General features: G+C 27.2%; 11 protein-coding genes. 6 read left to right on the top strand and 5 right to left on the bottom strand.

The genetic code is table 4. The features are described 5' to 3' along the window. Positions 1-152: 152 nt before the first annotated feature. From ybeY to recO, 5 genes are read left to right on the top strand one after another with little or no spacing between them, the layout of a single operon-like run. Positions 153-620 carry an rRNA maturation RNase YbeY gene (ybeY, locus tag I5Q57_RS01390; protein ID WP_256444901.1) on the top strand — a complete coding sequence of 156 codons (468 nt, stop codon included), beginning with the start codon at positions 153-155 and terminating at the stop codon, positions 618-620. Positions 621-663: 43 nt separating this feature from the next. Continuing rightward, a complete protein-coding gene (gene cdd / locus I5Q57_RS01395; protein ID WP_215827029.1) occupies positions 664-1,017 on the top strand; it encodes a cytidine deaminase in 354 nt (117 codons plus the stop codon). Positions 1,018-1,075: 58 nt separating this feature from the next. Then, positions 1,076-2,512, top strand: a complete 1,437-nt coding sequence (locus I5Q57_RS01400) for an ATP-binding cassette domain-containing protein (RefSeq protein WP_215826469.1) — start codon at positions 1,076-1,078, stop codon at positions 2,510-2,512. Then, the gene (gene era, locus I5Q57_RS01405) at positions 2,475-3,404 is read left to right on the top strand and encodes a GTPase Era (RefSeq protein ID WP_246534709.1); all 930 of its coding nucleotides are present in this window, start codon (positions 2,475-2,477) and stop codon (positions 3,402-3,404) included. Before I5Q57_RS01400 ends, era begins: the two co-directional genes overlap by 38 nt. A 15-nt stretch (positions 3,405-3,419) precedes the next feature. Next, entirely contained in the window at positions 3,420-4,013 is a 594-nt protein-coding gene (gene recO, locus I5Q57_RS01410) for a DNA repair protein RecO (protein ID WP_215826470.1), read from the top strand. 592 nt (positions 4,014-4,605) lie between these two features. On the opposite strand, the gene dnaJ is transcribed toward recO, so the two are convergent. The 5 genes from dnaJ to I5Q57_RS01435 form a co-directional block, all read right to left on the bottom strand. Next, positions 4,606-5,733: a molecular chaperone DnaJ gene (gene dnaJ, locus I5Q57_RS01415; protein ID WP_215826471.1), complete on the bottom strand. Its 1,128-nt coding sequence runs from the start codon at positions 5,731-5,733 to the stop codon at positions 4,606-4,608. A 66-nt stretch (positions 5,734-5,799) separates the two neighbouring features. After that, complete coding sequence (gene dnaK / locus I5Q57_RS01420; protein WP_215826472.1) at positions 5,800-7,638, bottom strand: molecular chaperone DnaK; 1,839 nt, start codon at positions 7,636-7,638, stop codon at positions 5,800-5,802. Position 7,639: 1 nt separating this feature from the next. Beyond that, on the bottom strand, positions 7,640-8,260 hold the full coding sequence (locus tag I5Q57_RS01425; RefSeq protein ID WP_215826473.1) for a nucleotide exchange factor GrpE: 621 nt from the start codon (positions 8,258-8,260) through the stop codon (positions 7,640-7,642). Positions 8,261-8,281: 21 nt separating this feature from the next. Continuing rightward, positions 8,282-9,304 carry a heat-inducible transcriptional repressor HrcA gene (gene hrcA, locus I5Q57_RS01430; protein ID WP_215826474.1) on the bottom strand — a complete coding sequence of 341 codons (1,023 nt, stop codon included), beginning with the start codon at positions 9,302-9,304 and terminating at the stop codon, positions 8,282-8,284. Positions 9,305-9,385: 81 nt separating this feature from the next. Then, positions 9,386-11,524: an ATP-dependent Clp protease ATP-binding subunit gene (locus I5Q57_RS01435; protein WP_215826475.1), complete on the bottom strand. Its 2,139-nt coding sequence runs from the start codon at positions 11,522-11,524 to the stop codon at positions 9,386-9,388. Positions 11,525-11,906: 382 nt separating this feature from the next. Between I5Q57_RS01435 and I5Q57_RS01440 the strand changes: the two genes are divergently transcribed. Then, a complete protein-coding gene (locus tag I5Q57_RS01440) occupies positions 11,907-12,236 on the top strand; it encodes a hypothetical protein (protein WP_215826476.1) in 330 nt (109 codons plus the stop codon). Positions 12,237-12,485 lie beyond the last annotated feature (249 nt).

Raw genomic sequence — 12,485 nt, forward strand, 5'->3', positions numbered from 1 at the left:
TAAAGTAAAAATAGTAATTTTACATAAAAGCCTTTTAAAATTATCAAGTTGATGATTTTTTTTATTTTATCAAGAGTTTTCGACAAAATTAAAAAGAGTTTTCGACAAAATTAAAAAATTAATTTGATATAATTTAATTAGTGAGGTAAGATATGAAAAATAATTTTGATATCATTAATAATACTGAATTTTATGTCACATTTTATACTGACTCGTGACATAAAATTTTAAATACCCTAACCGATATGTTAAATATTGATGATGCTTTAGAATTATCGTTAAACATTATTAGTAAAGAAATGAGTTTGAAATTAAATCAAACTTATAGGCAAAAAAATTATGTTGCTGATGTGCTATCTTTTCCCGTTGAAGCAGATAATCAAAAGCTTTATGCGATGATTAATATGCGAATTTTAGGTGATATTTTTATTTGCTTTGAATCAGCACAAGAACAAGCCGATAAATATGAACATAGTTTATTGCGCGAGTTATCGTTCTTATTTTTACACGGTTTATTACATTTATTGGGATATGATCATCAAACTAAATCAGAAGAAGATATCATGTTTGCTTTGCAAGATGAAGTATTAACAAAACTAAAAATTCCTAGAAATAAATAGAGGAGAAATTATGGAAAAAGATTATTTAAAAATATTAAAATAGTTAAGTAAAAATTCTTATAGTCCATGTTCAAAGTTTCAAGTAGCAGCAATATTACAAATAAAGGATGATATAATAATTAAAGGTGTTAATATTGAAAATATCGCTTATGGTGAAACTATTTGTGCTGAAAGAGTAGCTTTGATGCAAGCCTATACGCAAGGTTTTACAAAAGGAGATTTAATTGCCATTCATCTTTATACAAAAACAGGAATAAATCCTTGTGGTAGTTGTCGGCAAGTAATGAGTGAATTATTAACGGCAAATTGTCAAGTTTATATTTATAATGAAACAGAAATAGTTGGTGTATATAAAAATGAACAATTATTGCCGAATCGTTTTAAATCAATTAACTAAATAACATTAGGATAAAGAAATATGTTTAAAATAAGTTATAGTAATGGAGCATAATTTTATGAAGGAAACAAATAGTAATTTATTATTAGTTGACATAAAAAATTTAAGTAAAAAATATCGTCAAAAATGAGCTTTACAAGATATTAATTTGCAAATTTATTGTGGCGAGCGAATTGGTTTAATTGGTGCTAATGATGGTGACAAGTCAATCATTTCAGAAATTATTGTGGGAATAAGAAAGACAAAAGCAGGAGTAGTTTGAAAAAAGTCAGAATTATTAGTTATTGGGATTCAGTTTCAAGATTCTAAATATCCGATGGGTATTACTATTTTAGATATGATTCAATATTACTTAGAAACTTTTAGTATTAAATATCATTATGATGATTTAGAAAATTTGTTAAAAACATATCAACTAGATGGTATTAAGAAAAAACAAATTAATTCTTTATCTGCGGGTCAACAACAAATATTAAATATTTTATTAGCAGTTATTCATAAACCGCAATTAATTATTTTAGATGAAGTATCAACAGGTTTAGATATTGAAGTACGTGAAGATATTTTTGAATTTTTAGAAGAAGATATTGTTAAGAGAAATGTAACGATGATTTTATTAACCCATATTATGAGTGAAATAGAAAAGTTTTGTGAAAAAATCATTTTTTTACATAATGTTTTAATTAAAGAACAAATTACTGTTAAAGAAGTTATTGAACAATATGGTACCATTGCTGAATATACAAAGGTAAAATTTAAATTTTATAAAGAACAAGATAAAAATAATAATTCTTCTTTAATGATATTAATAATTGATTTCATTGTTTTTTCCAGTGAATTACCTAATGTTGATGATGAATTTTTATTAAGCAAAATAAAAAATATGATTGTGGCGGCATTAATGATTCAAGTAATGATTACTGGGTTTCAAATTATTTCAGGAACAATTGTTGAATTTCGTAATTCAATAATTGTTAAACATTTTGGATCAATTAATATAAAACCCAAAACTTTTTTCTTAACTGTTATTTTATTTGGTTGTATTTTAAGTTTATTTACAATTTTAATAACATTATTTTGAACTACCATTATTTTTGGGCGTCAATTTAATATTAGTGAACTTTTAAGTTTTATTAATTTACCAGTTATTGGTTATTTAATATTTTCTATTATTATTAGTATTAGTTTTGGAGTTTTATTAGCAACATTTTTTAAAACTCAAAAAAAACATATGTTAATTTCTAATGCTTTATTTTTACCAATGATGCTTTTTAGTGGCATATTCTTATCAAAATTTAAATTTGATAAGAATTTAATTTTTAAGATTTTTAGTTATTTATCAATTTTTAAATATCCAAGTAGTTTATTAATGAATAATGTTGCTAACAATAGCATCTTATCCAACACAAATTTTATTATTAATATTTTAGTTTCTAGTGCTTTACCCTTAATATTTATTGGCGTTGCGATTAAATGGTGAAAATGATATGAATAATGATTTTCGTTCTGGTTTTATTGCCATTGTTGGTGAACCAAATGTTGGTAAATCTACTTTATTAAATACTTTAATGTTAAAAAAAATTGCTATTGTTAGTAATAAACCGCAAACAACAAGAAATCGAATTCAAGGAATTTTGACTACCGATGATTATCAAATAATTTTTATTGATAGTCCAGGAATTCATAAGTCTACCAATGAATTAGGAAAAAGTTTAAATTGGGTGGCAATGCAAAGTACTAAAGGTGTTGAAGGTATTTTATGATTAGTTAATAGTTATGAAAAAATTTCATTAACACATCATTATATATATAAGTCTTTGCAGGAACGAGAAGTACCAATTTTTTTAGGATTGACAAAAATTGATTTAATTACTTCTGAGCAATTAGAGCAGAAAATTAAATTATGAAATGAACGATTTAATGTTCAAGAAATTATTGGTATTAGTTGTTTAAAAAATATTAATATTAGTTTTTTATTAAATAAGCTGATGATGACATTACCGCTTGGACCGCAGTATTTTCCTAAAAATATGTTTCAAGATCAACAAGAAGATTTTTTTGTTAAAGAAATTATTCGTGAGAAAATTCTCTTATTAACTCATCAAGAAGTACCACACGGTATTGCAATTTTAATTGAGGAATTTAAAAAAGAAAGAACAAAAAAAATTATTCGTGTAATCGCTACTATTGTTGTTGAAAGAGATTCGCAAAAAGGAATTTTAATTGGTAATGGTGGTAAAATGATTAAAAATATTGGTTCGCAAGCAAGAATTGAATTAGAAGAAATTTTTGCAACCCAATTTTATTTAGAATTATTCGTTAAAGTAATAAAAAAATGAAGAGGTAGTCCTAACATATTAGCAAAATTAGGTTATGGTAAAAAATAAAGGAAATAAAGTGCATTGACAACAAAAATTTCGGGAATAATTGTTAATAAACAAGATTATCAATTGGTTGATGCCGTTGTTAATATTTATACTATTAATGGCATTATTGCTATTTATTGTCCGGGGGGGGTACGAAAAATCACTTCTAAAAATCAAGCATTTTTACAATTATTTAATTATTGTGAATTTGAATTATTTTTTGCTTATAGTAAAAATAAAATGCATCGATTAAAAACCGGAGTTATTCTTGAAACATTCTCTAATATTAATAGTAACTATGAACGCTTAATGGTCACTAATTATTTAGTTAAACTTTATAGTGAACTTAGTGAGGATACTAATATTATTTTTAATGAATTATTAGTTATTTTACAAAATATTAATAATGATAAAAATGAAGTTAAAAAACTTTTCTGTTTTTTAACTTTTAAAGTGTTAAAACTTTTAGGATTACAATTGCGACTAAACCATTGTAGCATTTGTAAAAGTAATAATAATATTAAAACAATAAATTGATCAGCTGGCGGGTTTGTTTGTCGTGGTTGTTTTAAAAACGAACAACAAATATTTCCAATTTCACTTTTACAAGGGCGCATAAAGTTTTGTTAGGTGGGAAAAGATTTGAATAAGTATTAAGACAGTCAGCAATGATTGTCTTTTTATTTTATAAGGTGTTAAAATTTGTTCTTTGAAAATTAAATACAAGTGAATTAATAATGTTGGTATGTATTAAAGCACAATAAATTGTGGGTGATCGCCATAACCAAAAGAAGTTTACCGGCTGATAGATGGTCGCGTTTAGTTTTCTTAGATATTTTTAAAAAAAGAAAAAATAATCATTTATTATAAATTATTTATAAATTATTTCAATATGCAAATTAAGTATATATATCCTATGTATGATTTTTGTTGTAAAAAATTATTTTAATGTTGTTTTTATAACCTTTTATTAAAATTATGTTTGTTAATATTAAATATTTTGTTTTATTACTTATTTTTAAAATAAAATGATAATTAAATTGTAATTACTTTTCTTTTAAAATTATTAAAATCTTTATCCATCTAACAAAAATTTATGCGTCCAGCAACTAGGTTTTATTTTAAAATTTTGAAAATAAAACCATATTGTAAATAAATAATCTCGGTGCGATTATTTTCAGCACAAATATAAAAAATATCGTTGATTAACGATATTTTTTAACTATTTAAATTTTTTAATAAATTCATTGTTAGGATTAAAATCTAATTCATCACTTAACTGTTGTAAAATCTTTTCTTGCTGTTTTGAAATATGCTTTGGAAAAGCAATTTCTATTTTAACAATAATATCACCGCGTTTTTTACTATTTAAAGGATGATAACTTCCCATTTTAGGAATCGTAAAAACAGCATTATTTTTAGTTTTAGGAGGGATTTTAAATTCTACTGTTTTCTCAAATGTTGGAACTTTAATGATTGTTCCTAACATTGCATCAATAAAAGATATCGGAATCATAATTAATAAATCTAAATCATCACGCTGAAAAAAAGCATGCTTTTGAACTTCAATTTCAATATAAACATCACCACGAGATTGTCCTTTAAGTCCATAATGACCCTTTTCATGAACACGCACTTTTTGTCCAGAAAAAATTCCTTTTGGGACATCAAGACTAATGGTTTCTTGTTTAGTAATAAACTTTTTACCTTTACATTGTAAACATTTATTTTTAATAATTTCACCAATTCCGTGACAAGAATGACAAGGTCTTTCTTGTCTAATAATTCCTAACATTGTTCTTTGCTCAGTAACTTCAATCCCTCGGCCATTACAATTTGAACATTTTACAACATCTCCTGATGTTTTAGCACCTGTTTGATGACATTCATCACAAAGAAAATTAACATTAACTTTAAACTGAATCGTTGTTCCCAAAATTGCATCTTTTAAACTAATAGTTTCGCGATAAAAGATATCTTCACCCTTATGTGCTTGTGAATGTCGTTTTCGCGTTCTTTGACCACCACCAAAAATATCACCAAAGAAATCACCAAAAACACTACCAATATCATCAAACATATCTTCAAAATTACCAAAACCTTGACCACCACTAAACATATTTGGGTCAGCACTGCCATATTGATCATACATTTGTCGTTTTTGAGAATCAGACAATACTTCATACGCTTCATTAATTTCTTGAATTTTAGATTCAGCATCACTTTGTTTATAAACATCAGGATGATATTGCTTAGCTAACTTACGATAAGCGCGTTTAATATCATCATTGCTCGCATTACGCGATAAACCTAATATTTCATAAAAGTCTCGCTTGTTTTTAATGCTCATTTTTTAACCCCTACCTTGCTAATAAAATGATTTTTACTACAATGTGTAGTAAAAATCATTCATAATTTACTTCTTCTCATCACTAGATTCAACACCAGAATCATTAGATTCAGCATCAATAACATCATCTTTTTTATCATTATTTTCTTGTTCATTAATTTCTGGAGCTTCAGAATTAGCTTGTTGTTGCATAAACTGTGCTACTTGCATCATCATTTGTTCCAAGTCAGACATTTTTTTCTCTAAACCAACATAATCTTCTTCTTTAATCAGTTTTTCAATTTCTGCTTTCATATCATTCATCGATGTTTTTTGTTCTTCAGTCACTTTTTCTTTGCCTTCTTCAATTCCTCGTTCAATATCATGTAAATAAGTTTGGGCTTTATTTACTAACTCAACATTTTTACGACGAGCTTCATCCGCTTCTTTATTAGCTTCTGCTTCTTTAACCATTCTTTTAATATCTGCTTCACTTAAACCTTCATCAGATTTAATTGTAATTGATTGTTCTTTATTATTTTTCAAGTCTTTAGCTTTAACCGCAACAATACCATTAACATCAATTGAAAATGTTACTTCAATTTGTGGTACTCCTCTTGGTGCCTTATCAATTCCTGATAATTGAAAACGACCTAAAGTCTTATTATCACTAGCCATTGGTCTTTCGCCTTGTAAAACATGAATATCCACAGCCGGTTGATTATCATCAGCAGTAGAAAATACTTGTGACTTTGATGTTGGAATTGTTGTATTTCTTGGAATCAAAGGTGTCATTACACCACCCAAAGTTTCAATCCCTAATGACAATGGGGTTACATCTAACAATAAAATATCTTTAACATCACCAGCAATAATTCCGCCTTGAATAGCGGCCCCCAAAGCAACAACTTCATCAGGGTTAATACTACGATTAGGTTCTTTCCCTAATATTTTTTTAATTGCTTCTTGAACAGCCGGAATTCTTGTTGAACCACCCACCAATAAAACTTGATCTAAATCACTAGCTTTTAATTTGGCATCATTTAATGCATTTTCAACAGGCTTTAAAGTTCGTTCAACTAATAATCTTGTCATTTTATCAAATGCCGCTCGCGTTAAGGTTTTTTGTAAATGTACTGGTCCTGATTCATTAGCTGAAATAAATGATAATGAAATTGTTGCTTGTAAACTACCAGATAATTCTTTTTTAGCTTGTTCTGAAGCTTCTTTTACTCGTTGCATTGCCAATTTATCTTTTGATAAATCAATACCAGTTTCTTTTTTAAAGTCAGCAACTAATCAGTCAGTAATTATTTGATCAAAATCATCACCACCTAATTTATTATCACCTGATGTTGCTAACACTTGAAAAACGCCATCAGCTAATTCCAAAATTGAAACATCAAAAGTTCCGCCTCCTAAATCATAAACTAATATTTTTTGCTCTTTATTAACTTTATCAATACCATATGCTAACGCCGCTGCTGTTGGTTCATTAATAATTCGTTCAACTTCAAAACCAGCAATTTTACCAGCATTTTCTGTTGCTTGTCTTTGCGCATTATTAAAATATGCTGGAACCGTAATTACTGCTTTAGTAATTTTTTCACCAAGTTTCTTTTCTGAAAAATCACGCACATAACTTAAAATTTTTGCCGAAATTTCTTCTGGTGTATATTCCTTACCATTAATATTAATTTTATCGTCAGTTCCCATTTTACTTTTAATTGAAAAAATAGTATTAATATTCGCTACTGCTTGGTGTTTTGCGCTATTTCCAACAAGAATTTCTTCATTTTTAAATGCTACTACCGATGGTGCCGTTCTGGCTCCATCTGGAGTTTCAATTACTCTTGGTTCAGCACCATCCATAAATGCCACACAAGTATTTGTTGTTCCTAAATCTATTCCAATAATTTTTGCCATTTTATTTTTCCTCTTTCATTTCAATATTTTCTTGATTTTCTTGATTTTCTTGATTTTCTTGATTTTCTTGATTATTATTAATCATCTTTTCCTTTGCTACCTGTACGGTGACAACTCGTAAAACCCGATTATATAAATGATATCCTTTTTGTAAAATTTTAGTAATTTCATTTGGTTGATATTTATCACTTTCAACTTGTTCAATTGCATAATGCAAATGACCATTAAACATATCACCAACTTTAACATCAATCTCAGTAACACCTTCATTAGTTAAAATTACTTTTAATTGATTAATCATTATTTCAAAACCTTGAAGAAAATTTTTAACATCAGCACCAACATTTTTTACATTTAATGCTCGTTCAAAACTATCCATAATTGGTAATAATTGCACAATCATTGCTTGCGAACGATACTTTCTAACTTCTTTGAGTTCATTATCATATTGTTTTCTTGCATTATCTCAATCAGCTAAAGCACGAATTTTATCATTCTCAGTTGTTTCTAATAACATCTTTAAATTTGTAATTTCTAATTGTAATTTGGTAATATCATCCGTTGTTCCACTAACATCAGTTAAATTTTGATTATCAAATTCTTTTTGTTTATCATTATTCATAATATCTCCTATCCCTTTCTCTTAAAAACTCTCTTCAATTTTGCGTGATATTCAATCTAATAATTCTGACATCTTATCATAATCAATCCGCTTAGGGCCAATTACCGCTAACTGTCCAATTTGCTTATTACCAGTATGATAATCAGTACTAATAACAGCAATATCATCTGTTTGTTTTCCTAGTTCATTGCCAATAAGAATATGAATATTTTCTTGATTATATTCTTGCTGTTCTTTTTCTGTTTTTATAAACTGTTTTCAAGGCGAATAATCTTCAATAAATCGGACAATTTCTTTAATTTTATTAACATCATTAAATTCAGGATTATCTAACATATATTGAAGACCATGTGTTGAATGTTCACGCTTTTTAAAACTAACTAAAGTATTAATAAATGACTGTAAAATATATTCATGTTTCAAAACTTGTTTTTCCAATATTGGTTGTAAAGCTTGCATTTTTTCTTTAATATCTTCTAATTTTGTACCAATTAAACGACTATTAAATAATTCAATCGCTAAAACTAAATCTTGCAAGGTGACATCTTTAATATTAAAAGTCTTATTAACAACATGTCCCTTTTCACTAATAAAAATTGCAACTGCATTTTCTTCACTAATAGGCACTAATTCAATTTTTTTCAAACAATCTTCTTGCGAATTAGAACCAATAACTACTGTAATCAAATTAGTCATCGCACTTAATATTTCAGCTGTTTGTTCAATAATATCTTCAATAGCTAATTGCCGATTAGCAAAAATATTTTCTAATTGTTGCTTAATATCATTATCACCATTACGAACATCCATTAAATTATCAACATAATAGCGATAACCAAGTGATGCTGGTATCCGACCACTAGAAACATGAGTTTTTTCTAATAATCCTGTCTCTTCTAAAAACGCACACTCACTACGAATTGTCGCTGAAGAATAAGGTAACTTATACTTTTCAATTAAGATTTTACTTGATACTGGTTGCGCACTTTGAATATATTCATCAATAATAAACTTCAATATTTCTTTTTGTCTTATCGTTAACATAATTTCATTCCTACTTTTAGCACTTAATCTTGTTTACTGCCAATAATAAAATTATATAACAATTACTAGAAAAATCAATCATTAATTTAACTTTTCCTTACTAGCAATGATAATTTTATCATTCTTAACAGTTAACGAATAAATGCAATTTTCTTTAATATGGTCTTCAATAATTGACTTAGCAAGTAAATTTTCAATATGCTTTTGAATATATCGCTTAATTGGTCGGGCACCAAATTGCTGATCATAACCCTCTTTAAGAATTTTTTCTTTAACCTTATTATCAAAAACTAATTTAATATCTTTAGTCATTTCTAAGCGATCATTCAATAATGCTAACTCTTTATCAATAATTTCTTTAATAATCTTTTCCGATAATGAATTAAAAATAACAATTTCGTCAATCCGATTAACTAATTCTGGACGAAATGTTATTTTTAATTTTTGCATTACCAACGCTTTACCGTCTTCTCTTGGTGATAATAAAAATTCCGAACCAAGATTGGAGGTCATAATAATAATTGTATTTTTAAAATCAATTATTTTACCATGCCGATCACTAACTATTCCTTCATCTAAAATTTGTAATAAGATATTAAAAATATCACTATGTGCCTTTTCAATCTCATCAAATAAAATAATACTATATGGATTTCTGCGAACTTTTTCTGTTAATTGTCCACCTTGCAAATAACCCACATAACCCGGGGGGGCCCCAAGTAAATTACTTACAGAATGTTTTTCCATATATTCTGACATATCTAGTCTAATAATATTTTTTTCTGAACCAAATAAATATTCTCCAAGGGCACGAGCTACTTCAGTTTTTCCAACTCCAGTAGGACCTAAAAAAATAAATGAACCAATTGGTCGATTTGGATCTTTAATCCCGCTTCTTGCTCTAATAATTGCATCACTTACTAAGTGTAAAACTTCATCTTGACCTTTAACTCTAATTCGTAAATGCTTAGTCAAATTAAGTAACTTATGTTTTTCACTTTCAACGAGGCGACTAACAGGAATTCCCGTTCATCTTTCAACAATATTAGCAACATCTTGTTCAGTAACATCTTCTTTTAATAATGCATTAATTTTTGTTTTATTAGTAATCTCATCCAATTTTTTTTCTAATTTTGGTAATAAACCATATTGAATTTCACCGGCACGGTTAAAGTTACCTTTTAATTGTGTTTGTTCCAATTCTGTTTTTAATTGTTCTACTTGTAATCTAGTATTTTTAATTTCATCTAATTGTGCTTTTTCTTCATTCCAAACTAATTCTAAAGAATTTTCCTTCACTTTCAATTTTTCTAATTCTGCAATTAATTCATCTAATCGTTGCTTTGACTTATGATCTTTTTCCTTTAATAAAGCCGCCTTTTCAATTTCCAATTGCATTACTTTTCGCTTCACATCATCAAGCGGAGCAGGAATTGAACCAATTTCTGTTTTAATGTTGGCACACGCTTCATCAATTAAATCAATTGCCTTATCAGGTAAAAATCGATCACTAATATATTTATTAGCTAAATTAGCAGCAACAACAATAGCATTATCATGAATTCGTACACCATGATATGATTCATAACGATCTTTTAAACCGCGTAAAATTGAAATTGTATCATCAACAGTTGGTTCTTTAATAAGAACTCTTTGAAATCTTCGTTCTAAAGCACCATCTTTTTCAATATATTCGCGATATTCATCCAATGTTGTTGCTCCCACACATCGCAGTTCACCACGAGCTAACATTGGTTTTAAAATATTTGAAGCATCAATTGCTCCCTGAGTTTTACCCATTCCCACAATTAAATGCAATTCATCAATAAACAAAATAATTTCTCCAGCTGAGGCTTTAACTTTGTTAATAACTGCCTTTAATCGCTCTTCAAATTCACCTTGAAATTTAGCACCGGCAATTATTGATGACATATCCAGTTCATAAATAATTTTATTTTTTAAATTACTAGGAACATCACCCTTAACAATTCTTTGTGCCAATCCTTCAATAATAGCTGTTTTACCAACTCCGGGTTCACCAATAAGTACTGGATTATTTTTTTGTTTTCGCGATAAAATTTCAATAATTCGTCGGGTTTCATCATCACGACCAATTATTGGATCAGTTTTGCCTTCAATATGCATCTCATTTAAATTACGAGCAAATTTTTCTAAAATCTTAGGATCATTGCTGTAATTAGGTATTTCATTAATTTGCATATTTATCAAACCTCCCCATTTATTTTAGCAGTCTACATACTAGAATGCTGATAAAATCATTATAGTATATTATTTTGGCAGTGTCAATAGTAGATTGCTAATTTTTTGTAGAAACCATATACATATGACAAGATTTTGGTTTATACAAACTTGCTGTTAATTAATAAATACGATCTCATTTATTTATTACAAGAAATATAAGGTTAAATTAATATTTATTATTTTTAGTTATGCCTTGTATTTTTTTGTGCCTTGATAGTAATAAACTAAGTTAATTAGTAAACGAAGTTTACTAACAAATTTTTTTAAACATAAATGTTTAAAAAAATAAATATTTAACTTAGTTTAATATAACTAAATATATTTGTAAGGAATTATGTGTATGTGAAACATTGAAAATATTTTTTTAAATACTGAAAAATATCTTTTAAAAGAAACGCAAATTGCAGTACTTATTAAAGCGCCGGCAATTCCGTGATTGTATGAATCTACTAGTATTTGGTTTTCGAAACGATTTGTTTATAAAGGGAAATATGAGAATTCTATTTGTATTGGAATAATTAAAGATGGTGAATATCAGTTGGTTTTTGTTAATAGCAAAGGCCAAGAATCTAGTTTGATTTTAAGTCATGAGTTGTTAGGTTTTTTTGTTGCTGAAAAAGAACATGATAAAAAGGTTGTAAGTTTTGATTATTTTAAAAATTCATTTTAAAAATGTTTTACGGTGTTTTAAGAATAGGGGTAAATAAAAAAAATATCTTAGTTGGTTTTTATGGTGTTTAAACGGTGCGGAAAGCGTATGCTCCGCCCGTTAATTATCGATGTTAGTTGAGTTATTTAACTAATTTATTGCAATTTTTTTTAATTTTGTATAAAACTCTTGATAAAATAAAAAAATCATCAACTTGATAATTTTAAAAGGCTTTTATGTAAAATTACTATTTTTACTTTAATTTTTTAT

The organism is Spiroplasma endosymbiont of 'Nebria riversi', from assembly GCF_018831625.1.
Classification (GTDB): Bacteria; Bacillota_I; Bacilli_A; order Mycoplasmatales; family Nriv7; genus Nriv7.